The organism is Pseudomonas sp. SM4, assembly GCF_051913165.1.
Lineage (GTDB): Bacteria > Pseudomonadota > Gammaproteobacteria > Pseudomonadales > Pseudomonadaceae > Aquipseudomonas.
Window position 1 is genome coordinate 306864 of the sequence record NZ_JBODOE010000003.1, and the last position, 26861, is coordinate 333724.

General features: G+C 58.7%; 26 protein-coding genes. 13 read left to right on the forward strand and 13 right to left on the reverse strand.

Annotated features, from left to right (window positions below; genetic code table 11):
- Positions 1–11: 11 nt before the first annotated feature.
- Together ACQ4MY_RS07070 and ACQ4MY_RS07075 are read left to right on the forward strand one after the other, a co-directional pair.
- The gene (locus tag ACQ4MY_RS07070) at positions 12–920 is read left to right on the forward strand and encodes a flagellar protein MotY (protein ID WP_008079417.1); all 909 of its coding nucleotides are present in this window, start codon (positions 12–14) and stop codon (positions 918–920) included.
- A gap of 129 nt (positions 921–1049) precedes the next feature.
- Complete coding sequence (locus tag ACQ4MY_RS07075) at positions 1050–2267, forward strand: argininosuccinate synthase (protein WP_007916658.1); 1218 nt, start codon at positions 1050–1052, stop codon at positions 2265–2267.
- Positions 2268–2413: 146 nt separating this feature from the next.
- Here ACQ4MY_RS07075 and ACQ4MY_RS07080 read toward each other — a convergent pair whose 3' ends face one another.
- A complete protein-coding gene (locus ACQ4MY_RS07080; RefSeq protein WP_008079415.1) occupies positions 2414–3049 on the reverse strand; it encodes a hypothetical protein in 636 nt (211 codons plus the stop codon).
- 436 nt (positions 3050–3485) lie between these two features.
- On the opposite strand from ACQ4MY_RS07080, the gene ACQ4MY_RS07085 reads away from it, so the two are divergent.
- Entirely contained in the window at positions 3486–4112 is a 627-nt protein-coding gene (locus ACQ4MY_RS07085) for a response regulator transcription factor (RefSeq protein WP_053123410.1), read from the forward strand.
- A gap of 88 nt (positions 4113–4200) precedes the next feature.
- Here the strand turns inward: ACQ4MY_RS07085 and ACQ4MY_RS07090 are convergent, their stop codons facing one another.
- The 8 genes from ACQ4MY_RS07090 to metG form a co-directional block, all read right to left on the reverse strand.
- Complete coding sequence (locus ACQ4MY_RS07090; RefSeq protein WP_008079412.1) at positions 4201–4377, reverse strand: PA3496 family putative envelope integrity protein; 177 nt, start codon at positions 4375–4377, stop codon at positions 4201–4203.
- 106 nt (positions 4378–4483) lie between these two features.
- A complete protein-coding gene (nth, locus tag ACQ4MY_RS07095) occupies positions 4484–5122 on the reverse strand; it encodes an endonuclease III (RefSeq protein WP_008079405.1) in 639 nt (212 codons plus the stop codon).
- The gene (locus ACQ4MY_RS07100) at positions 5119–5700 is read right to left on the reverse strand and encodes an Rnf-Nqr domain containing protein (RefSeq protein ID WP_440094534.1); all 582 of its coding nucleotides are present in this window, start codon (positions 5698–5700) and stop codon (positions 5119–5121) included. The genes nth and ACQ4MY_RS07100 overlap by 4 nt, the downstream gene beginning before the upstream one ends.
- Complete coding sequence (locus ACQ4MY_RS07105; RefSeq protein WP_440094536.1) at positions 5697–6302, reverse strand: RnfABCDGE type electron transport complex subunit G; 606 nt, start codon at positions 6300–6302, stop codon at positions 5697–5699. The genes ACQ4MY_RS07100 and ACQ4MY_RS07105 overlap by 4 nt, the downstream gene beginning before the upstream one ends.
- Positions 6299–7282 carry an RnfABCDGE type electron transport complex subunit D gene (locus ACQ4MY_RS07110; RefSeq protein ID WP_440094538.1) on the reverse strand — a complete coding sequence of 328 codons (984 nt, stop codon included), beginning with the start codon at positions 7280–7282 and terminating at the stop codon, positions 6299–6301. Before ACQ4MY_RS07110 ends, ACQ4MY_RS07105 begins: the two co-directional genes overlap by 4 nt.
- A complete protein-coding gene (gene rsxB, locus ACQ4MY_RS07115) occupies positions 7269–8477 on the reverse strand; it encodes an electron transport complex subunit RsxB (protein WP_440094540.1) in 1209 nt (402 codons plus the stop codon). The genes ACQ4MY_RS07110 and rsxB overlap by 14 nt, the downstream gene beginning before the upstream one ends.
- Positions 8474–9043, reverse strand: coding sequence for an electron transport complex protein RnfA (locus tag ACQ4MY_RS07120; protein ID WP_440094541.1), 570 nt, complete (start codon positions 9041–9043; stop codon positions 8474–8476). Before ACQ4MY_RS07120 ends, rsxB begins: the two co-directional genes overlap by 4 nt.
- Positions 9044–9157: 114 nt before the next feature.
- On the reverse strand, positions 9158–11209 hold the full coding sequence (metG, locus tag ACQ4MY_RS07125; RefSeq protein WP_158833792.1) for a methionine--tRNA ligase: 2052 nt from the start codon (positions 11207–11209) through the stop codon (positions 9158–9160).
- 339 nt (positions 11210–11548) lie between these two features.
- Here metG and apbC point away from each other — a divergent pair, with 339 nt between their 5' ends.
- Complete coding sequence (gene apbC / locus ACQ4MY_RS07130; RefSeq protein WP_008079385.1) at positions 11549–12643, forward strand: iron-sulfur cluster carrier protein ApbC; 1095 nt, start codon at positions 11549–11551, stop codon at positions 12641–12643.
- An 82-nt stretch (positions 12644–12725) separates the two neighbouring features.
- Here the strand turns inward: apbC and ACQ4MY_RS07135 are convergent, their stop codons facing one another.
- A complete protein-coding gene (locus tag ACQ4MY_RS07135; protein ID WP_016986667.1) occupies positions 12726–13484 on the reverse strand; it encodes an SDR family oxidoreductase in 759 nt (252 codons plus the stop codon).
- A gap of 164 nt (positions 13485–13648) precedes the next feature.
- Between ACQ4MY_RS07135 and ACQ4MY_RS07140 the strand changes: the two genes are divergently transcribed.
- The 4 genes from ACQ4MY_RS07140 (at position 13649) to groL (ending at position 17173) form a co-directional block, all read left to right on the forward strand.
- Positions 13649–14380, forward strand: a complete 732-nt coding sequence (locus tag ACQ4MY_RS07140) for a HugZ family protein (RefSeq protein ID WP_440094544.1) — start codon at positions 13649–13651, stop codon at positions 14378–14380.
- Positions 14381–14445: 65 nt separating this feature from the next.
- Positions 14446–14922: an FxsA family protein gene (locus ACQ4MY_RS07145; RefSeq protein WP_201228321.1), complete on the forward strand. Its 477-nt coding sequence runs from the start codon at positions 14446–14448 to the stop codon at positions 14920–14922.
- A 260-nt stretch (positions 14923–15182) separates the two neighbouring features.
- On the forward strand, positions 15183–15476 hold the full coding sequence (locus ACQ4MY_RS07150; protein WP_007916610.1) for a co-chaperone GroES: 294 nt from the start codon (positions 15183–15185) through the stop codon (positions 15474–15476).
- A 50-nt stretch (positions 15477–15526) separates the two neighbouring features.
- Entirely contained in the window at positions 15527–17173 is a 1647-nt protein-coding gene (gene groL / locus ACQ4MY_RS07155; protein ID WP_008079375.1) for a chaperonin GroEL, read from the forward strand.
- A 197-nt stretch (positions 17174–17370) separates the two neighbouring features.
- Here groL and ACQ4MY_RS07160 read toward each other — a convergent pair whose 3' ends face one another.
- A complete protein-coding gene (locus tag ACQ4MY_RS07160; protein ID WP_440094547.1) occupies positions 17371–18114 on the reverse strand; it encodes a phosphatase PAP2 family protein in 744 nt (247 codons plus the stop codon).
- Positions 18115–18335: 221 nt separating this feature from the next.
- Between ACQ4MY_RS07160 and colR the strand changes: the two genes are divergently transcribed.
- The 5 genes from colR to ACQ4MY_RS07185 all read left to right on the forward strand — a co-directional run bounded on the left by colR (position 18336) and on the right by ACQ4MY_RS07185 (position 22060).
- Positions 18336–19007: a two-component system response regulator ColR gene (gene colR, locus ACQ4MY_RS07165; RefSeq protein WP_126365982.1), complete on the forward strand. Its 672-nt coding sequence runs from the start codon at positions 18336–18338 to the stop codon at positions 19005–19007.
- Positions 19007–20281 carry a sensor histidine kinase gene (locus ACQ4MY_RS07170; RefSeq protein WP_008079372.1) on the forward strand — a complete coding sequence of 425 codons (1275 nt, stop codon included), beginning with the start codon at positions 19007–19009 and terminating at the stop codon, positions 20279–20281. The genes colR and ACQ4MY_RS07170 overlap by 1 nt, the downstream gene beginning before the upstream one ends.
- A 162-nt stretch (positions 20282–20443) precedes the next feature.
- A complete protein-coding gene (locus ACQ4MY_RS07175; protein ID WP_008079371.1) occupies positions 20444–21112 on the forward strand; it encodes a class I SAM-dependent methyltransferase in 669 nt (222 codons plus the stop codon).
- Positions 21113–21116: 4 nt separating this feature from the next.
- Positions 21117–21830 (forward strand): lipopolysaccharide kinase InaA family protein, encoded by a 714-nt coding sequence (locus tag ACQ4MY_RS07180; protein ID WP_440094550.1) that lies wholly within the window; start codon positions 21117–21119, stop codon positions 21828–21830.
- A gap of 2 nt (positions 21831–21832) precedes the next feature.
- Positions 21833–22060, forward strand: coding sequence for a hypothetical protein (locus ACQ4MY_RS07185; protein ID WP_045123044.1), 228 nt, complete (start codon positions 21833–21835; stop codon positions 22058–22060).
- Positions 22061–22204: 144 nt separating this feature from the next.
- Here the strand turns inward: ACQ4MY_RS07185 and ACQ4MY_RS07190 are convergent, their stop codons facing one another.
- Together ACQ4MY_RS07190 and ACQ4MY_RS07195 are read right to left on the reverse strand one after the other, a co-directional pair.
- Positions 22205–25231: a multidrug efflux RND transporter permease subunit gene (locus tag ACQ4MY_RS07190; protein WP_440094552.1), complete on the reverse strand. Its 3027-nt coding sequence runs from the start codon at positions 25229–25231 to the stop codon at positions 22205–22207.
- A gap of 13 nt (positions 25232–25244) precedes the next feature.
- Positions 25245–26393, reverse strand: a complete 1149-nt coding sequence (locus tag ACQ4MY_RS07195; protein ID WP_008079367.1) for an efflux RND transporter periplasmic adaptor subunit — start codon at positions 26391–26393, stop codon at positions 25245–25247.
- Positions 26394–26861: the final 468 nt, after the last annotated feature.

The following is a 26861-nucleotide window of genomic DNA, read 5'->3' on the forward strand; positions in this document are numbered from 1 at the left end:
TGGAGCCTCCCGTGCGCCAGCGTTATTTAGCCTTGCTCAGTGTGTTTGCCAGCCTTCCCGCGATGGCGCTCACGTACCAGACACGTCTGGAGAACATTGAGTGGACGGTCGCCGGCGACAAGTTCGAATGTCGCCTGAGCCAGCCGATCACCGATTTCGGCTCGGGTGAGTTCGTGCGCAAGGCGGGCGAGCAGGCGATCTTCCGTCTGAATGCCTACAACGCCATGCTTGGCGGCGGTTCGGCGACTCTGCTGGCCGCGGCCGCGCCATGGCAGCCGGGGCGTGGCGACATCAATCTGGGCAATGTCAGGCTTGGCAGTGGCAACGTATTGTTCAGCAGTTCGCAGTCCCAGGCCGGCGGTCTGATCAGCGGTCTGCTCGACGGTCGCAGTCCGGTCGTGCGTCGTGCTTCAGGCGATGGCCGCGTGTCGGAAGTACGTTTATTGCCGGTGAAATTCAGCAAGGCGTTTAACGACTATCAGTCCTGCGTGGCGAAATTGCTGCCGCAGAATTTCGACCAGATCAAGCAGTCGCAAATCGGCTTCCCTGGCGAGGGCGTTGATCTGGACGCCGCCGCGAAGGCCAAGCTGCAGGTGATGCTCGAATACATGAAGGCCGATCCGACGGTCAATCACATCGAACTCGATGGCCATTCCGACAACAGCGGCAATCGCCTGACCAACCGCGAACTGTCACGCCGCCGGGCGCTGGCGGTGGTCGACTTCTTCAAGGCCAACGGCATTCAGGAATCGCAGATCACCGTGCGTTTCCATGGCGAGCAATACCCGATCGTGCCGAACAGCAATGCGGCCAATCGCGCGAAGAACCGCCGGGTCAATGTCAAACTGGCGCGCGTGGCTCCGGTCACCGCTCCGGCGCCGCAAGCGAGCACCCCAGCCAGCACGGCAGCGACTTCCTGACCCGCCGGTCATCGTCGCGCTCTCGACAGATTCTGTCGCTTTGTCGTCTTAAGCTGTCGCGCCTCTGTAAATTATCGCGTTTGGGCGGTAGACTCCTCGGCTTTCCGTAGAACCCCGTGGAGTGATGGCATGGCGGACGTAAACAAGGTCGTTCTGGCGTATTCCGGCGGCCTGGACACTTCGGTGATCCTCAAGTGGCTGCAGGATACTTATAACTGTGAAGTGGTGACCTTCACCGCTGATCTCGGTCAAGGCGAAGAGGTCGAGCCGGCCCGCGCCAAGGCTCAGGCCATGGGCGTCAAAGAAATCTACATCGACGATCTGCGCGAAGAATTCGTGCGTGATTTCGTGTTCCCGATGTTCCGCGCCAACACCGTCTACGAAGGCGAGTACCTGCTGGGTACCTCCATCGCACGTCCGCTGATCGCCAAGCGCCTGATCGAAATCGCCAACGAAACCGGCGCTGACGCCATTTCCCATGGCGCCACCGGCAAGGGCAACGACCAGGTGCGCTTCGAGCTGGGTGCCTACGCACTCAAGCCGGGCGTAAAAGTGATTGCCCCTTGGCGCGAGTGGGACCTGCTGTCCCGCGAGAAGCTGATGGACTACGCCGAGAAGCATGCGATCCCGATCGAGCGTCACGGCAAGAAGAAGTCCCCGTACTCGATGGACGCCAACCTGCTGCACATCTCCTATGAAGGCGGCGTGCTGGAAGACACCTGGACCGAGCACGAAGAAGACATGTGGAAATGGACCGTCTCCCCGGAGAACGCTCCTGACAAAGCGCAATACCTTGAACTGACTTACCGTAACGGCGACATCGTTGCGCTGGACGGCGTCGAAATGACCCCGGCTACCGTGCTGGCGACGCTGAACAAGATTGGTGGTGCTCACGGTATCGGCCGTCTCGACATCGTTGAAAACCGTTACGTCGGCATGAAGTCCCGTGGCTGCTACGAAACCCCGGGTGGCACCATCATGCTGCGCGCTCACCGCGCCATCGAATCGATCACCCTGGACCGCGAAGTCGCTCACCTCAAAGACGAGCTGATGCCGAAATACGCCAGCCTGATCTACACCGGTTACTGGTGGAGCCCAGAGCGTCTGATGCTGCAGCAGATGATCGACGCTTCGCAGGTCAACGTGAACGGCGTTGTGCGCCTGAAGTTGTACAAAGGCAACGTGATCGTCACTGGCCGCAAGTCCGACGATTCGCTGTTCGATTCCAACATCGCGACCTTCGAAGAAGACGGCGGTGCTTACAACCAGGCCGACGCGGCGGGCTTCATCAAGCTCAACGCGCTGCGCATGCGTATTGCTGCCAACAAGGGCCGCAAGCTGTTCTGATCCCTTCAGACGCGCAATAAAAACAACGCCCTTGTCACTCTGGCAAGGGCGTTGTTGTTCAAAAGTCTTTCACTTGCCGAATCTTTCTCGTGCAGTGTCTTGCGCCAATGCTGGCGTGTCTTTCTTGCAAGCTTTTCACCCGCCGGTCAATGTCCTCTCAGCGTTGTCGCCACCTGTGTGCTCGCGTTGTACACCATGTAGATTGTGCTGCCTGCGGTCTTCCTGATGTGTTTGATGTGGCAGAGTATGACGGGCTTGAGTTGTCCATCTGATGTCGAGTCAGTGAGGAACAGAATAATGCGCGGCGAGTGTTTGCCGGGCAGTGGAAAGTCCTCCTTTAACTGCTCGAATTCACTCTGGGTGCTCATCAGGCGCACATCAATGACGGACAGTGTGTTCGTTGATTTCGACAGTTGAATACAGTACTCGACCCAAGGGGAGTTTACGCGGCACCCTGCCAGGGGAGGATCGGGTGAATTGTCTGCGCGCCGTTGGCGTCCGATGGGTTTGTTGTCCTCAAACGCTTTCAGGAAGTGGTCGTCCTTGTCGAAGTCAGAAGGGGCGTAGAGAGAGCGGTAGTTGAAGTTGAGTGTGATGAAGAAAAGAAGTAACAGGTAAAAAGGAAAACTGATAAGAAACCAGATGTAAATCTCCCGTTCGGCATTGTCCAGAAAAGGCAATGAAACCGCAGCCGAAGTCTCTGAGATAAAAGCGAATATGGCGATCACCGTCATCGGGTTGGATATTTTTCTTTTTATATTCAGTATGTTTTTTCTTCTCATTGGGTGACGCTCCAGGTTGTTTTAAGTTGTCTGTTAGTTTGTGCCGGGTTTAACGGATGTTATTAGTGTCAGTGGCCGGTATCAAAAGCTATCTGCTGTCTTGAAGTTTCTTGTTGCATAGTTTTTGACGCGCCGTTGTTTTCGCGGCTTGCGACTTGCAGCTTGCAAACAGGCACCCGTTGGCCGCTCGCAGGAGAAGGGTTCCATGGGTGTCAGACGGGATGTCGAGGAACGTCACAGGGTGAGAAAAATAACCGGCAAGCATTAAGTTCCGCTTGCCTGAACGTTTCAAATGCATTTTTTGTAGGAATAATCTTCATTGACTGTAGGGCACGTCTTTCGCTGCAAGTGCAAGGGAACTCCGTCATGCCACGGGCGATATGACTGAGCTAAGGTGCGGGTTCTAGAAATTCGAACAGCGAAATTGGACCTGCCCATGAATAAAGTGCTGATCGTGGATGATCACCCCGTCATTCGTCTTGCGGTACGTATGCTGATGGAACGTCATGGCTACGAAGTCATCGCGGAAACCGATAATGGTGTGGATGCGTTGCAACTGGCGCGCGAACAAATGCCTGACATCGTGATACTGGACATCGGCATTCCCAAACTTGATGGCCTGGAAGTTATTGCACGATTAAGTTCAGTGGCCATGCCGATGAAAGTCCTGGTGTTGACGTCTCAGGCACCGGGGCACTTTTCCATGCGGTGCATGCAATCGGGCGCTGCGGGTTATGTTTGCAAACAGCAGGATTTGACGGAGTTGCTCAGTGCGATCAAGGCGGTATTGTCGGGCTATAGTTATTTCCCCAATCAGGCATTGCATACAGTGCGTACCAGTTTGGGCAATGCCAGCGAAGCCGATATGGTCGATCGCCTTTCCGGGCGAGAAATGATGGTCCTGCAACAATTGGCGCGGGGTAAAACCAACAAGGAAATCGCCGATGGCATGTTTTTGAGTAACAAGACTGTCAGCACCTACAAGACGCGCTTGTTGCTCAAGCTTAATGCGCGATCTCTGGTGGATCTGATTGAGTTGGCGCAGCGTAATGGGCTCGTCTGATCATTTCGCCGCACGACAGGATCATGGGCCGATCGATTTCAGCGGGTAGCAGGCAAAAAAAAGCCTCCGTTCGGGAGGCTTTCAAGTATCAGTCATCAAAATCGTAATCGGCCAATTGCTTCTGCAAACGGCGCTCCTCCAACATGTTATCGATAGTGCGGCGCTTGCTCAGATTGGTCTTGGCGACTTCGACCACAGGTTCGGCGTCATCAGTTTCTGCAGCGATATCGTCATCTATATCCAGTTGCTCTTTGTCGCTACTCATAAGCTGACTCCCGGCGAATAATGCCTTTGGCGCCCCTTATATCGATAATCCAGCGGCGGGTAAAAAAGATTTTTTCAATCGACGAATCGATAAACCTAATAGCCAGTCAATCGTCCGAGGTTTTGTCTTTGTACTCGCACAAATCTTCGATCCGACAGCTGCCGCAGCGTGGCTTGCGCGCCAGGCACACGTAGCGTCCGTGCAGAATCAGCCAGTGATGGGAATCGAGCAGGAATTCCTTGGGTACAAACTTCATCAGCTTTTTTTCAACTTCGACTACGTTCTTGCCAGGGGCGATGCCGGTGCGGTTGCTGACGCGAAAAATGTGCGTGTCGACCGCCATGGTCAATTGACGAAATGCGGTGTTGAGCACCACGTTGGCAGTCTTGCGTCCTACGCCGGGCAAGGCTTCCAGCTCTTCGCGCGTTTGTGGCACTTCACTGCCGTGGCGCTCGACAAGCAAGCGGCAGGTCTCGATGACGTTTTTCGCTTTGCTGTTATAGAGGCCGATGGTCTTGATGTATTCGGACAACCCTTCGACGCCCAAGGCATGAATCGCTGCCGGTGTATTGGCGACCGGGAACAGTTTCGCCGTGGCCTTGTTGACGCCGACATCGGTCGATTGCGCCGAGAGAATCACCGCAATCAGCAATTCGAAAGGCGAGGAATACGCCAGTTCAGTCTTCGGCTCGGGATTGTCTTCATGCAGTCTGCGAAAGATCTCAAGACGTTTTGCGGCATTCATGGGCGATGCGATTCCTTGGAAATTGAGTTCGAGCGGGTGCACGCCTCCCGGGCGGCAAGCAACAGCCCCAGCAGCAGGAATGCGCCGGGTACCAGGGTTACCAGAGGCAGCCCGTCGCGGAATAAAACCAGACCGTGCCAGTGTTCGGACAATCCCCGGCCGAGAGTGCCATGACCGATGAGTTCGCGCAGCACGGCGAGCAGCAACATCAAGCCGGCAGACCGTGCGCAAAACCTGCAGCGCTGTGCCAGCGGCTGGCGAAAGAAACCGCTGTGTTCCAGCACCACGCATTGCAGCGCGATCAATCCGCCATAAAGGCCGAAAGCCTGCTGCCATGGCAGAAACCAGCGTTGGGCGAGGAGGTCGGCGCAACCGGTTAACGTCGCCGCGAGCAACAGACTCGCCATCAAGGTTCTTGAGCCGTCCATGCGCGAACGCAGGGGAGCCATGCACAAACTGAAACCGCCAAGCACAACGGCAAACACCAGCATTGTCCCCAGCGCTGCGGCCAACGAATTCGTGGCCCCCAGCAGTAGCACCAGCATCATTGAGTTCGACAGGGCCATTGACCGGTTCATGCGCCACTCCCCAGTAATTGCGCGCGATGCTGATCAAAGTAGCGCAAGGCATCGTGGATGGCATTGATCGCCGCGCGGGAGGTGATGGTGGCGCCGGACATCTGATCGAACTGGCCCTGATCCTTTTTCAACGCCCAGCCTGCGTCTGGCGGATCGCCAATGGTTTTCCCGGAAAACATCTGCAGCCAGCTGTTGGGCCAGTCGCCGATAGGCCCGCCCAATGAAGGCGTCTCGCTTTGCCTGAGGGTTTTCACGCCGAGCAGTTTGCCGTTGGCATCAATCGCGATCAGCAGTTCAAGTGGGCCGGCATAGCCCTGAGTTTCACTGCGCAGCAATATGGCCACCGCTTGCCCGGTCTTGGTCGCACGATAACCGCCGGTCAGCGTGCTGTGGGCAAGCGCAAGGTCGACCAACGCCAACGGCTGCGCCAAAGGTTGGTTGTCGTAAGCTTCTGCGGGGAGGACGTCGAGCAGTTTGCGGCTGTCGAGCAAGCGCTGTTGCGCGCTGATCTGCGGCGCATTGATGCGCTGTACAACATAAGTTGCACTGATCCCGACGAGTGCCAGCAGCCCCAGCGTGACCAGTTGGGTTGCCCGATTCATGACTGCACCGATGGCTGGCGGCTGGCGGCAAAACGCTCCAGCGTCGGTACGCAGAGATTCATCAGCAGCACCGCAAACGCCACGCCGTCAGGGTAGCCGCCCCACGTGCGGATCAGGTAAGTCAGCAGCCCGACGCCGACGCCAAACAACAGGCGGGCGAGGGCACTTCTGGCGCCCGAGACCGGTTCGGTAATGATGAAGAAGGCGCCCAGCATGGTTGCACCGCTGAGCAGATGAAACAGCGGCGAGCCATGCGAGTCCGATCCCGAACCGTTCCAGCACAGCAGGCTGACCACAAACAGACTGGCGAGCATGCCGACCGGTGCATGCCAGGCGATCACGCGGCGCTGTAGCAAAAACAGCCCGCCGCCGAGAAACGCCAGGTTTACCCATTCCCCCCCACGACCGCCGAAATGCCCGAACGCCGAATGACTGGCGAACAGTTCATCCATGGTCAGGCTTTTGTTGATGCGCAGACTGTCCAGTGCAGTGGCCTGCACCCAGGCGTCCGGCGCCTGACCGGTATTGAACACCTGTTGAACCGCTGCCGAAAGATCCAGGCCGTGCGCCGGCCAATGGGTCATCGGTTGCGGGAACATCACCATGGCCAAGGCAAAACCAAGCATCGCCGGATTGAACGGATTTTTGCCGACACCGCCGTACAAATGCTTGCCGAACAGCAGGCCTGCAGCCACCGCCGTCGCTGTCAGCCACCACGGGCAATAGGGCGGCAACGCGGCGGCGAGCAATGTTGCGCTGACGATCGCGCTGCCATCACTCAGCGTCGGCTGTAAGGGTTGGCGGCGCAATCGAGTGACAATCACCTCGACGGTCGTAGCCGTGGCAACGGCCAGCACCAGGTTGATCAATACGCCCCAACCGTACCACCAGAACATCGCCAGCAGCCCCGGCAGCAGGGCAAGCAGCACAAGCTTCATCGCTTGTTGCAGGCGATCGTCGGGGGCCTCAAGGGGCAACATGGTCTTGCACCTGACGCTCGGCGACTTGCAGGCGGGCGCGGGCCTTGTCGAGGATGTCGCCCGGCGTGTCGGCGCGGCGTTCGAGTTTGTTGAGGTCGGCGCGGGCGTAGGCCAATTCGGTTTTCAACTGGCGAAGCTGGCTGTCGATCGGGCGTTTTTCTACTCGAACCAAGTCAGGCAAAGGCTGATCGCTTGTGGCTTCGGCGTCGTGCAAAGCCTGCTCAGCGTCGCGCAGTGCTTGTTCCAGTGCGCTGATCTGTTCAGGAGCGGCTACGGCGGTTTGCGCTTTTTTCAATTCGGCACGGCGCATGGCCAACTGGATTTTTGCGCGTTTGAGGTCGGCATCTTTCGCCGGCGCGATCACTGTCGGGGCAGGTGGCGCAATGCTTTCGAGTTTCGCCAACGCCTGCTCGGCCGCTTCGAACTGTTGCTGGAGCACGATCAGTTGCGCCTGCTGCTCGAAGGTCGGCGGATGGCCGAAGGCTTTCAATGATTTGTGCAGTTGCGCACGGCTCATCGCCACATCGATCTTGGCTTTCTTCAGGGCGGCATCGGCCGTCGCGGCTTTTTGCGCACGCACGCGTTCCAGCGCTGCCTGCACCGGATCGCTTGTAGTCGCTTCTGGCTGCGCAGTGCGTTTGGCGCGGGCTTCACGCTCGGCCTGCTTTTGCTGTTCTTCGCGCAGCAGTCGGTCATTGCGTCGTTCGAATCGCAGCCGCGCGTGATCGCGTTTGGCTGCTCGCGCGCGCTGATCTTCAAGGCTGAGGGCCAGGCCACCGACCACCGGCAATGTGTTCAAGGGCAAAGGATGCATTTCAATGCAATCGACGGGGCACGGCGCGACGCACAGGTCGCAACCGGTGCACTCATCGATGATCACCGTGTGCATCAATTTCGCCGCGCCGACGATGGCGTCGATCGGGCAGGCCTGAATGCACTTGGTGCAGCCGATGCATTCGGCTTCGCGAATATAGGCGACCTGCGGCGGCGCCGAACCGCGACTGATATCGAGCTCCAGCACCGGCACTTTCAACAGCTCGGCCAACGCTGCGATGGTTTCGTCGCCACCGGGCGGGCATTTGTTGATCGGCTCGCCGTCAACGATGCCTTGCGCATAGGGTTTGCATCCGGGATGGCCACACTTGCCGCATTGGGTCTGCGGCAGAAGGGCATCGATGCGTTGAATCAGACTCATGTTTTGATCAGTCCACTGAATCCGAGAAAAATCACTGCGATCAATCCGGCGCCGATCAGGTCGATCGGCAAGCCACGAAAGGGCAGGGGAATGTCGTTGTCGGCGGTGCGCTCACGCAAATCGCAGAACAGGCTCAGCACCAGCCAGAAACCCAGGCCGGCGCCGAGGCTCAGCGCTGTCGCGTGGAGCAGGCCTTGATCGTTTTGCACATTGATCAAGGCCAGTCCAAGCACACCGGCATTGCCCAACAACAGCGGCCATAACCCTTCGAAATGCAGATTCGGCAACCCGCGCGCCAACAGTTTCAACAGCGGCGCAATCAACAAGACGCTCAACGGCAGAAACACCAACAGGCGCAGCGCCTCAAGTTGCAGCGGCACCAGTAAAAAGTGCCAGATCGCGTAACCGATGACGCCGACGATCAACATCAGACACAACGTCGCCAGCCCCAGCGCATGCACCTGCCGGCGACTTCCCGCCAACAGCGGATCGACGCCCAGCGGCCAGTGCAACACGAAGTTGGTGAGCAGCGCAGCACTGATGAGCGTAAGCACAAGTTCGGTCATGGTTTTGCCAGCGAAACGGGCGGCTGTCTCTTAAGGTTAGGCATTATCCGGCCAGATATGAAAAATCCCACAGGCATGCCGGGCACGCCTGTGGGATCGATTCACTGCCAAGTGTTACTTGATGCGTTGACCCGGCTTGGCGCCGCTGTCCGGGCTCAGCAGGTAGATCTCTTCACCGCCAGGGCCGGCTGCCATCACCATGCCTTCGGAGATACCGAACTTCATTTTCCGTGGCTTGAGGTTGGCGATCATCATGGTCAGACGACCATCGAGCTTGGACGGATCCGGGTAGGCGCTTTTGATCCCCGAGAACACGTTGCGTTGCTCGTCACCGATGTCCAGTGTCAGGCGCAGCAGCTTGTCGGCACCTTCAACGTGTTCGGCTTTGACGATCAGCGCGACGCGCAGGTCGATCGCGGCGAAAGCATCGAAGTCGATTTCCGCCGACAGCGGATCCTTGGCCAGTTCGCCATTGCCGGCCGGGGCAGCGGCGCCGGTGTCGGTCTGGCTGGCGGTCAGGTCTTCTTTCGAGGCGTCGCTCATGGCTTGCACTTTTACCGGGTCGATGCGGGTCATCAACGGCTTGAATTCGTTGAGCTGGTGGTTGGCCAGCAGGGTGGTGTGGTCGTTCCAGGTCAGCGGGGCGACGTTGAGGAACGCCTCGGCATCGGCGGCCAGCAGCGGCAGCACCGGTTTGAGGAAGATCACCAGTTGGCGGAACAGGTTGATGGCGGTGGCGCAAATCGCCTGGACTTCATCCTGCTTGCCTTCCTGCTTGTTCAACGACCATGGGGCCTTGTCGGCGATCCAGGCGTTGGCGCGGTCGGCCAGGGCCATGGTTTCACGCATGGCGCGGGCGAAGTCGCGGGCTTCGTAGGCGTCGGCAATGCCTGGCGCAGCGGCGAGGAAAGCCTCGGTCAGCTCCGGTGCGGCATTGTTGTCGACCAGCAGGCCGCCGTTGCCCTTCTGAATGAAACCGGCGCAACGGCTGGCGATGTTGACCACTTTGCCGACCAGGTCGGAGTTGACCTTCTGCACGAAGTCTTCGAGGTTCAGGTCAAGGTCATCGACGCCACGGCCCAGTTTGGCCGCGTAGTAGTAGCGCAGGTATTCCGGCGACAGGTGATCGAGGTACGTACGGGCCTTGATGAACGTGCCACGCGACTTGGACATCTTCTGGCCGTTGACGGTCAGGTAGCCGTGTACGTTGATGCCGGTCGGCTTGCGGTAGCCCGCGCCTTCGAGCATCGCTGGCCAGAACAGTGCGTGGAAGTTGACGATGTCCTTGCCGATGAAGTGGTACAGCTCGGCGGTGGAGTCTTTGGCCCAGAACGCGTCGAAGTCGAGATCCGGCGTGCGCTCGCAAAGATTCTTGAAGCTGGCCATGTAGCCGATCGGCGCGTCCAGCCACACGTAGAAATACTTGCCTGGCTCGCCCGGAATCTCGAAACCGAAGTACGGCGCGTCGCGGGAGATGTCCCACTGTTGCAGGCCGGCGTCCAGCCATTCGGCGATCTTGTTGGCGACGGCGTCTTGCAAAGTGCCGCTGCGGGTCCAGGCTTGCAGCATTTCCTGGAAGTCCGGCAGTTTGAAGAAGAAGTGCTGGGAATCCTTGAGCACCGGTGTGGCGCCAGAGATCGCCGACTTCGGATCCTTCAGATCAGTCGGGGCGTAGGTCGCGCCGCATTTTTCGCAGTTGTCGCCGTACTGGTCTTCAGTGCCGCATTTCGGGCAGGTGCCCTTGATGAAGCGGTCGGCCAGGAACATTTTCTTTTCCGGGTCGAAATACTGGGTGATCGAGCGCTGGGCGATGTGCCCGGCGTCACGCAGCTTGATGTAGATCTGGCTCGACAGCTCACGGTTTTCTTCGGCGTGAGTGGAATGGAAGTTGTCGAAATCAACCAGGAACTCGGCAAAGTCGGCGCTGTGTTCAGCCTGCACGTTGGCGATCAGTTGTTCCGGGGTGATGCCTTCCTTTTCCGCACGCAGCATGATCGCCGAACCGTGGGCGTCGTCGGCGCAGACGTAGATGCATTGATTGCCGCGATGCTTCTGGAAGCGCACCCACATATCGGTCTGGATATATTCCAGCATATGGCCAAGGTGAATCGAACCGTTGGCGTAGGGCAGGGCGCTGGTGACGAGGATCTTGCGTGGTTCGGACATGTGGGGCTTCGCTACTTGATGAAACGGAGGTCGGCCACTATAAAGCGCTGGCGCATATTTTTCACCCCTGCGCCGCTGGGTACTTTGAGTACATTTGTGGCGAGGGGATTTATCCCCGATGGGTGGCGAAGCCACCCCAAAACCAGACAACTCGGTAAATCAGGCATACCGTGTTCAATGATTTCACGACTGCTGCGCAGCCGGTCGGGGATAAATCCCCTCACCACAATGGTTTTCCAGCTCAACTGAGTGTGTTTGGCTATAAATCTCCTGAACTCAAATGAATCAGCACGGTACGATACCCGCCATCTTTTCCCAGTCTTGTTATCGGAGTTGCCCATGAGCGCCGTCACTCGCGCAGCGGTGGAAGCCGTCCTCAGCCAATACACCGACCCTTACCTGAACCAGGATCCGGTCAGCGCCGGATGCGTGAAGAACATCGAAATCGTCGGTGATCGCGTCAATGTGCAGCTGGAAATCGGTTACGCCGCCGGTCTGTTCAAGAGTGGCTGGGCGCAATTGCTGCAACTGGCCATCGAAAACCTCGACGGCGTGGTGATCGCCAAGGTTGAAGTCAACAGCGTGATCGCCGCGCACAAGGCCCAGGCGCAGATCCCGGGGCTGGCCAACGTCAAGAACGTGGTTGCCGTGGCCTCGGGCAAGGGCGGTGTGGGCAAGTCGACCACCGCCGCCAACCTCGCCCTGGCGCTGGCCCGTGAAGGCGCCAAGGTCGGCATTCTCGACGCCGATATCTACGGCCCGAGCCAAGGCATCATGTTCGGTATCCCCGAACGCACCCGCCCTGAGGTCAAGGATCAGAAGTGGTTTGTGCCGCTCAAGGCGCATGGCGTTGAAGTGATGTCGATGGCTTTCCTGACCGACGACAACACGCCGATGGTCTGGCGCGGCCCGATGGTTTCCGGCGCGCTGCTGCAACTGGTCACGCAAACCGCGTGGGGCGACCTGGATTATCTGGTCATCGACATGCCGCCAGGCACCGGCGATATCCAGCTGACCCTGGCGCAGAAAGTCCCGGTGGCGGGCGCTGTGATCGTCACCACCCCGCAGGATCTGGCCCTGCTCGACGCGCGCAAAGGCGTGGAAATGTTCCGCAAGGTCAACATTCCAGTGCTGGGCGTGGTGGAAAACATGGCCGTGCATATCTGCTCGAACTGCGGGCATGCCGAGCATCTGTTCGGTGAGGGTGGTGGTGAGAAGCTGGCGACCCAGTACGGCGTTGAGCTGCTCGCTTCGCTGCCATTGTCGATGCTGATCCGCGAGCAGGCCGATGGTGGCAAGCCTACGGTGATCGCCGAGCCGGACAGCCAGATTGCCATGGTCTATCAGGAACTGGCCCGCCACGTCGGCGCGCGGATCGTGTTGCAGGAAGCGGCAACGCCGGCGATGCCGAACATCACCATCAGCGACGATTGATCGAAAAAGATCGCAGCCTGCGGCAGCTCCTACAGAAATCCCATGTAGGAGCTGCCGCAGGCTGCGATCTTTTGATCTTGCTTCAGATACGCAAGCCGCCATCCATCTCCAGAATCCGACCAGTGTAGTAGTCGTTCTCGAAGATATACGCCGCCGAATGCGCAATCTCTTCTGGCTTGCCCATGCGCTTGAGCGGAATCCCCGAGGTCATCTTCTCCAGCGCTTCCGGCTTCATGCCCAGGGTCATCTCGGTTTCGATGAAGCCCGGCGCAATCCCCGCCACGCGAATCCCGTAACGCGCCAGTTCTTTGGCCCAGGTCACCGTCGCCGCTGCCACGCCAGCCTTGGCCGCCGAATAGTTGGTCTGGCCAACGTTGCCGGCCCGCGAAATCGACGAAATGTTGATGATCGCGCCAGTGTTCTTCAGCTCGACCATTTTCGCCGCCACTTCACGGGTGCAGAGGAACACGCCGGTCAGGTTGACGTCGATCACCGCCTGCCACTGTGCCAGGCTCATCTTGGTCATTTCGCCGTCCTTGACCTTCAACAGCAGGCCATCACGGAGGATCCCGGCGTTGTTGATCAGGCCGTGAATCGCACCGAAATCGGCGGCAACCTGAGCGACCATGTGCTCGACCTGTTCTTCATTGGCCACGTTGCACAGGTAGCTGCGCGCCTCGACGCCCTTGGCCTTGCAAGCGGCCACCGCGTCGTCGAGTTTTTCCTGATTGAGGTCGACCAGCGCGAGTTTCGCGCCTTTGCCAGCGAAATACTCGGCCATGGAGCGGCCCAAACCCTGGCAACCGCCAGTGATAATGATTACTTTGTCGTTGAGTTGCATTCGCATGCCCCGATAGCAGGTCTGATTAGTTTTTATTGTCAGCGACTCCCGATCTGCACCGGCCTGGGCGCGACTGCACATGAGAATTGCCCGATGGCGTGACTGGGACTTGATCCCCGGCGCCCGTCCGTTTTTTCGACGGATTCTATTTAAGGAGTCATAAATTGAGCGTTGAAGTGGCGAAGAATGCCCGAGAATTGCTTCTCAAGGAATACCGCGGAGTGCTGTCGACGCACTCCAAATCGATGCCCGGTTTTCCCTTTGGCTCCGTGGTGCCGTACTGCCTGGACGAGCAGGGCCGCCCGCTGATCCTGATCAGCCGCATCGCCCAGCACACCCACAACCTGCAGAAAGATCCGAAATGCTCGCTGTTGGTGGGTGAGCGTGAAGCCGACGACGTGCAAGCTGTTGGTCGCCTGACCTATCTCGCCGAAGCGCAAAAGCTCGAAGACGCCACGGCCATCGAAGCGGCTGCCGAGCGCTACTACCGCTATTTCCCTGACTCGCAGAATTACCACAAGGCCCACGATTTCGATTTCTGGGTGCTGACGCCGGTGCGCCATCGCTACATCGGCGGGTTCGGCGCGATTCACTGGGTCGATCAACTGACCCTGGCCAACCCGTTCGTCGGCAAGGCTGAGATCAGCATGGTCGAGCACATGAACAGCGACCACGCCAAAGCCATCGCGCACTATGTCGATCTTGCCGGTCTGCCGAAAACCGTGCCGGCGCAACTGGCCGGGATCGACACCGAAGGCATGCACCTGCGTATCGGTCAGGCGCTGCATTGGCTGCCGTTCCCAACGCCTTGTAATACGCCGACACAAGTGCGCGAAGCCTTGGTTTCTCTGGCTCACGCTGAGGTCTGGCCAAAAAATGCGACGGCCGAAGCTTGAATTCACGAAAGAGCGACGTCATCTAAGGCTTACTGCAAGGCATTTCTTGCGTTGAGGAAACTTTGATGCGCCCTTTTCTGTTGCTCTTTCTGCTGTTTCCGGTGCTGGAGCTGTTCGTATTCGTCAAAGTGGCAGGGTCTATCGGGTTTTTCCCGGCCCTGCTGCTGATCATTGTCGGCTCGATGTTCGGCGTGTTCGTGCTGCGCGTCGCCGGTCTGGCCACGGCACTGCGTGCCCGTGAAAGCCTGAATCGCGGCGAACTGCCCGCGCAAACCATGCTTGAGGGCCTGATGCTGGCTCTGGCCGGTGGCCTGTTGATCCTGCCGGGCTTTATCAGCGACGTGGTCGGTCTGGTGATGTTGCTGCCATTCACCCGCCGCCTGCTGGCAAACAAAATGCGCCAGCGTGCCGAAGACCAGGCCATGCGCCAACGCGCCTTCGCCGACGACCTGCAACCCCGTGGCGGTCCTGCGCCGCGCGAGCCTCTGGGCCGCGAGGGTGATGTAATCGAAGGCGAGTTCGAACACCGCGACACCAAGTAACGGCGATATCGACACGGCACCTTCGGGTGCCGTGTTCATTTGTGGGCTGCTTTTATGACGAGCCTCGGTGAAATTTTTTTAGCCTCGCCCTTGTAATAAGCTTATGCGCCCTTATGTATCGGTCACCGAAAGGTTTCTGGCATTTGAGCCAGTCAGTCTTCCGCGACTCGCTTGACGAGCCGCAACCGGCGCAGGCCGGATTTGTTAAACCCGCCGGGAATACACCGGCCGATGAAAACCACAATTAGGAGAGATCGACAATGAAGCTTCGTCCTCTGCATGACCGCGTCGTAATCCGTCGCAGCGAAGAAGAAAAGAAAACCGCTGGCGGTATCGTCCTGCCAGGTTCGGCTGCTGAAAAAGCCAACCACGGTGTGATTCTCGCTGTAGGCCCGGGCAAAGCTCTGGAAAACGGCGAAGTGCGCGCACTGTCCGTTAAGGAAGGCGATAAGGTTGTGTTCGGTCCTTACTCCGGCAGCAACACTGTGAAAGTCGACGGCGAAGACCTGCTGGTAATGAGCGAGAACGAAATCCTCGCTGTTATCGAAGGCTGATACCCCCGTTCATTTTCCCGCTACTACAAAGTATTTAAGGAATATCGATCATGGCTGCTAAAGAAGTTCTGTTTGGCGATTCCGCCCGTAAAAAAATGCTCAAGGGCGTCAACGTCCTGGCTGACGCAGTAAAAGCGACCCTGGGCCCGAAAGGCCGTAACGTGATCATCGAGAAGAGCTTCGGCGCTCCGACCATCACCAAGGACGGCGTTTCCGTCGCTAAAGAAATCGAACTCGAAGACCGTTTCGAAAACATGGGCGCGCAGCTGGTCAAAGACGTTGCCTCCCGTGCCAACGATGACGCGGGCGACGGTACTACTACCGCTACCGTTCTGGCTCAGTCGATCGTCAACGAAGGCCTGAAAGCCGTCGCTGCCGGCATGAACCCGATGGATCTGAAGCGCGGTATCGACAAAGCGACCATCGCAATCGTCAAAGAGCTGAAGAACCTGTCCAAGCCATGCGCTGATACCAAGGCAATCGCTCAGGTAGGTACCATCTCGGCCAACTCCGACAACTCCATCGGCGACATCATTGCCGAAGCCATGGAAAAAGTCGGTAAAGAAGGCGTGATCACCGTTGAAGAAGGCACTGGCCTGGAAAACGAACTGTCGGTTGTAGAAGGCATGCAGTTCGACCGTGGCTACCTGTCCCCGTACTTCGTCAACAAGCCGGAAACCATGGTTGCCGAACTGGACAACCCACTGGTCCTGCTGGTCGACAAAAAGATCTCGAACATCCGCGAAATGCTGCCAGTGCTGGAAGCCGTTGCCAAAGCTGGCCGTCCACTGCTGATCGTTTCCGAAGACGTTGAAGGCGAAGCCCTGGCGACTCTGGTTGTGAACAACATGCGTGGCATCGTTAAAGTTGCAGCCGTCAAGGCTCCTGGCTTCGGCGACCGTCGCAAGGCCATGCTGCAGGACATCGCTGTTCTGACCGGCGGTACCGTTATCTCCGAAGAGATCGGCCTGAGCCTGGAAGCAGCCACCCTGGAAAACCTGGGCAGCGCCAAGCGCGTGACCATCTCCAAGGAAAACACCATCATCGTTGACGGTGCTGGCGTTGCTGGCGACATCGAATCGCGTATCGCTCAGATCCGCGCTCAGGTTGCCGAAACTTCCTCGGACTACGACCGTGAAAAACTGCAAGAGCGTCTGGCCAAGCTGTCCGGCGGCGTTGCAGTAATCAAGGTTGGCGCTGGTTCCGAAGTAGAAATGAAAGAGAAGAAAGCCCGCGTTGAAGACGCCCTGCACGCAACCCGTGCAGCCGTTGAAGAAGGCGTGGTACCTGGCGGTGGCGTTGCGCTGATCCGCGCTCTGCAAACCCTGAACGACCTGAAAGGCGACAACGCTGATCAGGACGTCGGTATCGCTGTTCTGCGTCGCGCTGTTGAAGCTCCGCTGCGTCAGATCGCTGCCAACAGCGGTGACGAGCCAAGCGTTGTGGTCAACGAAGTCAAGAACGGCACCGGTAACTTCGGTTACAACGCTGCGACTGGCGAGTACGGCGACATGATCGAAATGGGCATCCTGGATCCAACCAAGGTGACTCGTTCCGCTCTGCAAGCGGCATCGTCGATCGGCGGTCTGATCCTGACCACCGAAGCTGCAGTAGCTGACGCGCCGAAGAAAGACGGCGGCGCTGGCGGCGGCATGCCAGACATGGGCGGCATGGGTGGCATGGGCGGCATGATGTAAGCCAGCCTTACCCCCGTAACGCAAAACCCCGCTGACGCGAGTCAGCGGGGTTTTTTATTGCCTTCGATTTGGTGTGGCTTCAGACCGAGGTGCGACCATCGCTGGCAAGCCAGCTCCCACAGGGATTTGTAAGGTTCACACAATATGTATTTCACCTTGGACTCTGTGGGAGCTGGCTTGCCAGCGATGGCGTCAGATCAGGCGCGGACGGGTTGTGCTCTGACGACAGCCTCAGCCTTCACCGCCGGGCGATACAGCACCCAGTAATACGACCCCAGACAAATCAGCCAACAGAAAATCGCCGTCCACACGTTGTGCGAAAAGAAGTGTGCGCCCTGCATCATTCGGCTGATCGAAAACACCGAACCCAGCGCAAAGGCAAAGATAAACGCCTGTTTAGCCAAGCGCGGACGACGGTCGCGCAGCACAAAAAACAACGCAAACAAGGTGAACCCCGTAGCCGCATGCCCCCCAGGCCAGCAACGACCAGGCTTATCGGTCTGCGGACGATGTTCCATCAGCTTGCTATAAGTCTCATGGCCGCCAAACTGCTCAAGACTCCACGGACACTGCACGGCGGTCACGGCTTTCACCGGGGTGACAAACGAAGTCGCCAGCCCCAGCGACAACACCAGACAGCCCAATTCGCGCTTGAACGGTTTCAGTCGCTCAATGAAAAACGCCCCGACGAAACCGCAGATGGCGAACACCGAGAAGGCGATCACTACCTGTTTGGCGCGGTCATGCAGGATGTCTTCGAGGAAGTAACTGTGCCGTCCGATGAAATCCCCGGCGACAGGGTCGTAGAAAAGTCTGGCCAGATCCATGTCCAGATCGGTCAGTTCAAGCAACACCAGCACGATGGCCGCGACGGCGGGAATTCCCAGACACAGCCAAAAACTCAGTGGCCTGGGGACGGGGCGGGGAGAAGTCGACACCATGGGCAATTCCTTGGGCGGAAAACAGGTTCTGAGGAGCGCAACCGCGCGGAGTCTGCGCCCGTTGGCGTCGAGGATTCGTTAACCGAAAGTGAAAAAAACGTTGCGCCGAACAATGAACGTTTTTGTCGATAAACAACCCAACACACGCCTAGCCCTGAGCCACACTTGGCCGTAAGCTGCGCGGGCCAAGACGGCCGTTACCCCGTACGGAGGAGGTGCCCATGCGTATTCTGTTGGTCGAAGACAACCGCGACATCCTGGCCAATCTGGCCGATTACCTGGGCCTCAAGGGCTATACCGTCGACTGTGCGCAGGACGGTCTGTCGGGCCTGCACCTGGCGGCCACTGAGCATTACGATTTGATCGTGCTCGACATCATGCTGCCGGGGATCGACGGCTACACCCTGTGCAAGCGCCTGCGCGAAGATGCCCGTCGGGACACGCCGGTGATCATGCTCACCGCTCGCGATCAGCTCGACGATCGTTTGCAGGGCTTCAAGTCCGGTGCCGACGATTACCTGATCAAGCCGTTCGCCCTGTCCGAGCTCGCGGCGCGGGTCGAGGCGGTGATGCGCCGAGCCCAGGGCGGTGGCCGTCGCGCCTTGCAGGTCGCCGATCTGAGTTACGACCTCGATACCCTCGAAGTGACGCGCGAAGGCAAACTGCTCAAGCTCAACCCGGTTGGCCTCAAATTGCTGGCGGTGTTGATGCAGAAAAGCCCGCACGTCTTGCGCCGGGAAATTCTCGAAGAAGCGCTGTGGGGCGATGACTGCCCGGACAGTGACAGCCTGCGCAGCCACGTTCACCAGTTGCGCCAGGTGATCGACAAGCCGTTCGCCAAGCCACTGCTGCACACCGTGCATGGCGTGGGTTACCGCCTGGCCGATGCCTGATGGAGTTTAGACAGAGCCTTTCCCAGCGGATCATCATTGCCTTCGCACTGATGAGCGCACTGGTGGCCGGCGCCTTCGCCATGGGCATCGTCGCGACGGTACACCTGGTCGAGGAAAAACTGATTTCGGCTGGTCTGGGCGGCGATCTGCAGCGGCTGCTGCTGATGGACAACGTCTCGGACTGGAGCCATCGTCCCGAACCGGACCAGCTGTTCTATTTCAGTGGCGGCCCGGGCGATTTCGAGTTGCCGAAAGATCTGCGCCATCTGGATTCCGGCTTCCACGAAGTTTTCCGCGAACAATTGTCGTATCACGCGATGGTCGAGATCGTTGACGGTCGTCGCTATGTACTGCTGCAGGATCAAAGCGATTTTGAAGAGCGTGAGCGCGTGCTGTTTGCCGTGGTGCTGGTGGGCTTCGTGCTCAGTCTGGCGCTGGCGGTATTCCTCGGCTGGGTGCTGGCGCGCAAAGTGATGGCGCCGGTGGTGCGTCTTGCGCGGCAAGTGCGCCATCGCGACCAGTTGCTTGGACTGGCGCCTCCACTGGCGCCGGATTACGCTGCTGATGAAGTCGGTGAGTTGGCGGTGGCCTTCGATGCCACGCTGGGACGTTTGCGTCAGGCACTGACCCGCGAGCGCCTGTTTACCAGTGACGTCAGCCATGAACTGCGTACGCCGCTGATGGTGCTGGCAAGTTCTTGTGAATTGTTGCTGGAAAACCCCGGCATCGACCAGCGCGGGCGTTCTCAGGTTCAGCGCATCGCGCGTGCCAGCGAAGAGATGCGCGAGCTGGTGCAGACTTTCCTGATGCTCGCCCGCGCTCAACATGAAGACGCTGGCATGGCGCCTCAGCAGAACCTTGCCCAGGTGGCCGAAAGTCTGCTGTGCCTGTGGCGCGAGCCCATTCAAAGCAAAGGCCTGAAACTGATTTACGAACCGGGCACCCCGCTGGATACCCGTTATAACGCGACCCTGTTGAATGCGGTTATGGGCAACCTGTTGCGCAATGCATTGCATTACACCGAGCAGGGATTCATACGCCTGACACTCAATGCCCACGGGTTCGTGGTCGAGGATTCGGGCGTGGGCATTCCCGAAGAAAAGCGCGAGGCGATGTTCGAGCCATTTGTCCGTGGCAGTGAGAAACGCGGCGAGGGGTTGGGGCTGGGCTTGTCACTGGTCCAGCGCATCTGCGAGAACCAGGGCTGGACGGTGAACCTGAGTACCATGGAGCCCAATGGCTGTCGTTTTGAGGTTGATCTGGGCAAAGTCTGACACGCAGTGGTGGCATCCAGCCACTCCCGCCAACCTGTCTAAATCCTGTATAACCTTGAAATAGTTTGTGGGTTTACCGGACATTTTTTTCACAAATGGATGACCTGATGCTGACACGCCCCTGCTTAAGGTGGGGGCATCAGTAATTCAGGAGTCCTGGTGATGGCCGGTCCGATCAAACTCGATTTTTCCGAAAAGTACGACGACACGCATGCGCAGAAATATCTGCAAAAGCATCAAGCCAATCTCGGTCGTCGCTTGTCTCACTGGCGTGATGAACAACTGGCACGCAAGGCGCTGACATTGGCCGGTGAGCCGGGGCTGGTGCTGGATTTGCCGTGTGGTGCGGGTCGTTTCTGGCCACTGCTGGCGGAAAAACCGAACCGGGTGATCATCGGCGCGGACAACTCCGAGTCGATGATCAAGACCGCGATGCAGGCACAACCGGCCGATGTGGTGAAACGGGTACAACCCTTGCACACCTCTGCGTTCGACATTGCCTTGCCTGATAACGCCGTCGACAGCATTTTCTGCATGCGTTTGCTCCATCACATCGGTGAAGCCGAGCATCGACGGGCCATTCTGCGTGAATTTGAGCGCGTCACCCGTGACAGCGTGATCATTTCGCTGTGGGTGGATGGCAATTTCAAGGCCTGGAAACGCAAGAAGGCCGAGGCCAAGCGTGGGCAGGAAGGTTACCAGAACCGTTTTGTGTTACCGGCTGTTACGGTTGAAAAAGAATTTGAAGAAGCAGGGTTCCGCATTCAGGAACAACTGGATTTCATCCCGCTCTATGCCATGTGGCGGGTCTACGTATTACGCAAGAGGTAGTGGGATGGCAGTGCAATTTGCAGCAGGAACGGACGTCGCTCCGCAGGATCGCTTTGACTATTACTGGAACCAGCAGGGTGAGTGGGTCGAAGAGCCCAACGTCCGCCGTGGTGGCGAAAGTGGTGTGCAACGAGTCATCGGACGTGACGGGCAACTGCTGTATGCCAAACGCCAGACTGGACACATTTACCGCAGCTGGCTGCACCCGTTTGGCCGCCCGACGGTATTGCGTGAACTCGATGCGCTGACCGGCGTGAGCAAACTGGGAGTGCGCGTGCCGGAAATCGTTTTCTGCGGCGCGCAGCCTGACCCGCAATACAAGTGGCGTGCGCTGCTGGTGACCAAGTCGCTGGACGGTTTTGACGAACTGGAAAAGTGGGAAGCGGCGGGTGGTCGTACGCAATACGGCGAAGCCGTTTACGAGCGCGTACTTAAGGACCTCGCCGAAAACCTTGCGCGCATGCACAAGGGCCGTTGGCAGCACAGTTGCATCTATATCAAACACGTCTTTGTACGGGTGACGGGCGAGGGCGAGTCGGCCAAGGTCGAAGTGGCATTGATCGATCTGGAGAAGTGCCGCCAGCGTCTGACCGCCCATCGCGCGGCCGCCCATGACATGAAGCAATTGCGCCGCCATTCGTCGTTCAACGGCGCGGACTGGAAAAAACTCGTCTACTTTTATGAGACGGCGTTTGGCAGCGCTATCAAAGGTTTATAGCGATGAAACTAGAAATTGCACGAGGTTTGTTTTTGGTTGGAGCCTTGGCAGTTGCTTCATTGGCGGTGGCGGCTTGGGAGCAGCCCCGCATGCAAGTCATCGGTGCATCCACGACGGATGATCACTGCGCAGTACCACGGGTGGCCAAAGCCTCCGTGGCGAGTAAACCCGACCATGATTTGTTGCTGTTCATGTTCGGATTGTCTCAAGGGATGAGGCCACAAAGTTGAATCGATTGAAGCCCAAATGAAAGGCCTCGCAGATGCGAGGCCTTTTTTGTTCCCCCTGTAGGAGCTGCCGCAGGCTGCGATCTTTTGATTTTGTTTTTACAGTTCAGATCAAAAGATCGCAGCCTGCGGCAGCTCCTGCAGGGGTCAGGCTTTGTCGGGTTTTGCCAGAAGGGTGTAAATGCATGGGAGGACGAACAGGGTAAATAAGGTACCGATCGACATCCCCGTCGCAATCACCATGCCGATATCAAAGCGGCTCACGGCCCCGGCACCGGTAGCCAGAATCAGCGGCACCATGCCGAACACCATCGCTGCGGTGGTCATCAGCACCGGCCGCAAACGAATCGCCGCCGCTTCCTCCACCGCCTCGCGCGCGCTCAGGCCTTTGTCCTTGCGCAGTTGATTGGCGAATTCGACGATCAGGATCCCGTGCTTGCTGATCAGCCCGATCAGCGTCACCAGCCCGACCTGGGTGTAGATGTTCATGCTCGACCAGCCAAGGAACAGCGGAATCAGCGCCCCGCAGATCGACAGCGGCACCGTCACCAGAATCACCAGCGGATCGCGGAAGCTCTCGAACTGCGCTGCCAGCACCAGAAAAATGATCGCCAGCGCCAAAGCAAACGTCACCCACAGGGCGCTGCCTTCCTGGACGAACTGCCGTGAGGCGCCGCCGTAGTCGAAAGCAAAACCGGCCGGTGCCTCTTCGCGGGCGATCTGCAACACCGTGTCGATCGCTTCGCCCATGCTCACCAGCGGAAACCCGGAAATCTTCGCCGCGTTGAGTTGCTGGAACTGGTTGAGCTGGCGCGGCCGGGCACGGTCGCTGACCTTGATGAGCGTCGACAGCGGCAGCAATTCGCCCTGGGTGTTTTTCACGTAGTAGTTGTTCAGCCAGTCCGGGTTGTCGCGGTACGGCCGTTCAACCTGGGCGATGACCTTGTAGCTGCGCCCTGCAATGGTAAAGCGATTGATTTCCGCCTCGCCGAGCAGCGTTGCCAGGGTGCTGCCCAGATCGAGCATCGACACGCCCATCTGCGCCGCTTTGGCGCGGTCGATGTCGACCACCACTTCCGGTTTGTCGAACGCCAGGTCGAGGTCGACGAAGGCGAACTTGCCCGACTCCATCGCGCGCTTCTTGATCCGGTCAGCGACTTGCAACAGTAGCTCGTAATCGTTGGCCGTGTTGATGACGAATTCGAATGGCAAGCCTTCGCCGGTGCCGGGCAGGGAGGGCAGATTGAAACCGAAAATCTGCAATCCCGGGATCGCACCCAGTTTGCCCTGCACCTCGGGGAGGATCTGCATCTGCGTGCGGCTGCGCTCGTTCCACGGCTTGAGCAGGAAGCCGCCGATGCCGGCCTGCACACCGTTGTAGCCGTTGATCTGGAACGAGGAGTAGTACTCCGGGAATTCCTTGAAGATCTTGATGAACTCGTCGGTGTAGGTGCTCAGGTAATCAAGGTTGGTTGGCTGCGGGGCGGTGGCCATCATGAAAATGATGCCCTGATCCTCGTCCGGCGCCAGTTCAGATTTGGTGAACTTGAGGAACACCGGAATCAGGCACAGTACGATCACTGCAAACACCAGCACCACCGGGCGCGTATTCAGTGTGCCGTGCAGCGTGCTTTGATAGCGGCGCTTGAGGCCGTCGAAGAGGCGGTCGAGGCGATGAGCGAGGCCGCTGGGGTTCTGTTCGTGGCGCAGCAGATAAGCGCACATCATTGGCGACAGGGTCAGGGCGACGACCCCGGAAATCACCACCGCCCCGGCCAGCGTCAGCGCGAACTCCTTGAACAGCGCCCCGGTCAGTCCGGTGAGAAAACCGATCGGCGCATACACCGCCGCCAGCGTGATGGTCATCGAGACCACCGGCATGGCGATTTCCCGTGCGCCTTCAAGGGCCGCGTCAAACGGTGTTTTGCCTTCCTCGATGTGCCGGTGAATGTTCTCCACCACGACAATCGCATCGTCCACCACCAGGCCGATGGCCAACACCATCGCCAGCAGCGTCAGCAGGTTGATCGAGTAGCCCATCATCTGCATGAAGAACATCACGCCGATCATCGACAGCGGAATGGTCACCACCGGGATCACCACCGAGCGCAACGCGCCAAGGAACAGGAACACCACGACGATGACGATCAGCACCGCTTCGAACAGGGTTTTTACCACTTCGTCGATGGACGCCTGGATGAACAGGGTGGCGTCGTAAGCAATCTCGCTCTTGAGGTTCGGCGGCAGCTGCGCTTCCAGCTCCGGCATGATCTTGCGCACTTCCTTGATCACGTCCAGCGGGTTGGCGCCCGGTGTCGCCTTGATGCCGATGTACACCGATGGCGTGCCGCCGAACGAGCTGATCGAGTCGTAGTTTTCCGCGCCCATTTCCACCCGCGCGACATCGCTGAGCAGCACGCGGCTGTCGCCACTGACCTTGAGCGGAATGGCGGCGAACGCTTCGGCGGATTTCAGCTCGGTGTTGGCGTTGATGCTGGTCACCACGTACTCGCCTTTCACTTCGCCTGCGGCGGAGAGGAAGTTGTACTGGCGCACAGCGTTGGTCACGTCGGCGGCGCTGAGGCCGAAACCGGCAAGTTTTATCGGGTCGAGCCACAGGCGCATGGCGAACACCTGATTGCCGAGAATCTCCGCTTCAGCCATGCCCGGCAGGGTCGCCAGTTTTGGCTGGATCACCCGCGACAGGTAGTCGGTGATCTGCGGGTTGCTCAAGTCCTTGCTGAAGAAGCTGATGTACATCAGTGCCGAAGCGTCGGCGGATTCCTTGCTCAGCACCGGGTCTTCGGCATCCTGCGGCAGCTGGTTTTTGACTTCGTTGGCCTTGGCCAGCAGCTCGGTGAACAAACGGTCGGTGTTGGCGCCGATGCGTGCGTAGATCGAGATCGTGGAGAAGTTCTGGCGACTGACCGAGGTCATGTAGTCGATGCCCTCGGCGCTGGCCAGGCTCTGCTGCATCGGTTGGGTGATGTAGCCCTGAATGGTTTCGGCGTTGGCCCCGGGGTAGGCGGTGGTCACCGTGATCAGGGCGTTTTCCATTTGCGGGTATTGGCGCAGCGGCAACTTGCTCCAGGCCTGAAAGCCGAGCAGCACAATCAGCAGGCTGACCACGGTGGCGAGCACCGGGCGGCGGATGAACGGATCAGTAAAAGCCATGGGGTTTCCTTGATCAGTCGGCGCGGGGCGGACTGTTCTGCTCGCCGAGGGTCTTGTCGTCGCTGATGGCGATGTGCGCGCCGTTGTCCAGTTTGATCTGGCCAGCCGTCACCACTTGTTCGCCGTTCTGCACGCCCTTGTTGATCATCACCAGGCCATCGCGGCGTTCACCGGTTTCGATGAAGCGGCGTTCGGCGATCAGTACGGGTTGGCCCTTGTCGTCTTTTTCGACGCTGCCGTCTTCGGCCTTTTTCTGCCCGACCACGTAGATCGAGTTGCCGTAGAGGGTGTAGGTGATCGCGCTCTCCGGCACGACGATGTGTTTCTGCGGATCGGGCAACAGCACTTCGAGGCTGGTAAACATGCCGGGCAACAGTTTGCCGTCGGGGTTGGCCAAGGTGGCGCGGATCAGGATGTTGCGCGTAGTGCTTTCGACGATCGGGTTGATTGCGCTGATCTTGCCGGCGAAATTTTGCCCGGGGTAAGCCGAAACCGAGATCTGTACGGGTTGGCCGATGGCCAGTTTCGGCACCGATTGTTCGGGCAGGTAGAAGTCGGCGTAGAGGCTGCTCAAATCCTGCAACGTAGCGATTTTGGTGCCGCTGGCGAGGTAGTCGCCGACGTCGACCTGACGGATGCCGATGGTGCCGCTGAACGGCGCGAGAATGCGTTTTTTCGCCAGTGAGGCGTTGAGCTGATTGACCGTGGCTTTGTTCTTTTGCAGCACGGCGGAGAGGCGGTCGAATTCGCCTTTGGAGATGGCGCGGCTGTCGACCAGTTGCGCGCCACGGCCGAAGTCCAGTTGCGCCAGACCCAAGTCTGCCTTGGCGGTTTCCAGCAGGGCGGTTTCGACGGCGCTGTCGAGTTGCAGCAACGGTTGCCCGGCTTTGACCTTCTGTCCGGATTCGAACTTGAGTTCAGTGACCGTGCCGGCGACTTCCAGACTCAGCTCGACGCCTTGCAATGCCTTGAGCGTGCCGACGGTGGGCAAGCGCATCTGCCACGGCCGTTCGCTGGCGTTGGCCACGGCGACGCTGATCGGCGGTTTCGGCTTGGAAAAGCCCTGGATCATCGTGTAGATCGAAAAGGCTTTGTACCCGCCCAGCACCAGGACGATCAGCAACACAACACCCAACATGATCAGCATGCGGCGACGCAGCATATTTCCAGTTCCTTGGATAAATCAGGTGAGACAGGCCCGAACATTACTCCGAGAGAGGCAGGTAATCCAACTGCCACTTTTTACATATTCGGCCGGACACAAACCCTGTGGTGAGGGGATTTATCCCCGACCGGCTGCGCAGCAGTCGCAAAACCATCCGACACGGTACAACCGACAGACTGCGGTTGCAGGTTTTGGGGCGGCTTCGCCACCCATCGGGGATAAATCCCCTCGCCACAGGTTATGGTTCATCCACAGGTTAGTGTCGTCCGTAGGAGAGGCAGGTAATCCAACTGCCACATAATACAGTGAGGACGAATAGGCCCCCTGTGGTGAGGGGATTTATCCCCGACCGGCTGCGCAGCAGTCGCAAAACCATCCGACACGGTAAAACCGACAGACTGCGGTTGCAGGTTTTGGGGCGGCTTCGCCACCCATCGGGGATAAATCCCCTCGCCACAGGTTATG

Bases quoted from the DNA above. Each gene is read 5' to 3' on its own strand.
- metG (WP_158833792.1), bottom strand. From the start codon at position 11,209: ATGTCCGAACCACGCAAGATCCTCGTCACCAGCGCCCTGCCCTACGCC.
- ACQ4MY_RS07175 (WP_008079371.1), top strand. From the start codon at position 20,444: ATGGCCGGTCCGATCAAACTCGATTTTTCCGAAAAGTACGACGACACG.
- rsxB (WP_440094540.1), bottom strand. From the start codon at position 8,477: ATGAGTCTGATTCAACGCATCGATGCCCTTCTGCCGCAGACCCAATGC.
- ACQ4MY_RS07105 (WP_440094536.1), bottom strand. From the start codon at position 6,302: ATGAATCGGGCAACCCAACTGGTCACGCTGGGGCTGCTGGCACTCGTC.
- ACQ4MY_RS07185 (WP_045123044.1), top strand. From the start codon at position 21,833: ATGAAACTAGAAATTGCACGAGGTTTGTTTTTGGTTGGAGCCTTGGCA.
- nth (WP_008079405.1), bottom strand. From the start codon at position 5,122: ATGAATGCCGCAAAACGTCTTGAGATCTTTCGCAGACTGCATGAAGAC.
- ACQ4MY_RS07160 (WP_440094547.1), bottom strand. From the start codon at position 18,114: ATGGTGTCGACTTCTCCCCGCCCCGTCCCCAGGCCACTGAGTTTTTGG.
- apbC (WP_008079385.1), top strand. From the start codon at position 11,549: ATGAGCGCCGTCACTCGCGCAGCGGTGGAAGCCGTCCTCAGCCAATAC.
- colR (WP_126365982.1), top strand. From the start codon at position 18,336: ATGCGTATTCTGTTGGTCGAAGACAACCGCGACATCCTGGCCAATCTG.
- ACQ4MY_RS07170 (WP_008079372.1), top strand. From the start codon at position 19,007: ATGGAGTTTAGACAGAGCCTTTCCCAGCGGATCATCATTGCCTTCGCA.
- ACQ4MY_RS07100 (WP_440094534.1), bottom strand. From the start codon at position 5,700: ATGAACCGGTCAATGGCCCTGTCGAACTCAATGATGCTGGTGCTACTG.
- ACQ4MY_RS07195 (WP_008079367.1), bottom strand. From the start codon at position 26,393: ATGCTGCGTCGCCGCATGCTGATCATGTTGGGTGTTGTGTTGCTGATC.
- ACQ4MY_RS07110 (WP_440094538.1), bottom strand. From the start codon at position 7,282: ATGTTGCCCCTTGAGGCCCCCGACGATCGCCTGCAACAAGCGATGAAG.
- ACQ4MY_RS07145 (WP_201228321.1), top strand. From the start codon at position 14,446: ATGCGCCCTTTTCTGTTGCTCTTTCTGCTGTTTCCGGTGCTGGAGCTG.
- ACQ4MY_RS07080 (WP_008079415.1), bottom strand. From the start codon at position 3,049: ATGAGAAGAAAAAACATACTGAATATAAAAAGAAAAATATCCAACCCG.
- ACQ4MY_RS07150 (WP_007916610.1), top strand. From the start codon at position 15,183: ATGAAGCTTCGTCCTCTGCATGACCGCGTCGTAATCCGTCGCAGCGAA.
- groL (WP_008079375.1), top strand. From the start codon at position 15,527: ATGGCTGCTAAAGAAGTTCTGTTTGGCGATTCCGCCCGTAAAAAAATG.
- ACQ4MY_RS07085 (WP_053123410.1), top strand. From the start codon at position 3,486: ATGAATAAAGTGCTGATCGTGGATGATCACCCCGTCATTCGTCTTGCG.
- ACQ4MY_RS07120 (WP_440094541.1), bottom strand. From the start codon at position 9,043: ATGACCGAACTTGTGCTTACGCTCATCAGTGCTGCGCTGCTCACCAAC.
- ACQ4MY_RS07190 (WP_440094552.1), bottom strand. From the start codon at position 25,231: ATGGCTTTTACTGATCCGTTCATCCGCCGCCCGGTGCTCGCCACCGTG.
- ACQ4MY_RS07180 (WP_440094550.1), top strand. From the start codon at position 21,117: ATGGCAGTGCAATTTGCAGCAGGAACGGACGTCGCTCCGCAGGATCGC.
- ACQ4MY_RS07090 (WP_008079412.1), bottom strand. From the start codon at position 4,377: ATGAGTAGCGACAAAGAGCAACTGGATATAGATGACGATATCGCTGCA.
- ACQ4MY_RS07075 (WP_007916658.1), top strand. From the start codon at position 1,050: ATGGCGGACGTAAACAAGGTCGTTCTGGCGTATTCCGGCGGCCTGGAC.
- ACQ4MY_RS07135 (WP_016986667.1), bottom strand. From the start codon at position 13,484: ATGCAACTCAACGACAAAGTAATCATTATCACTGGCGGTTGCCAGGGT.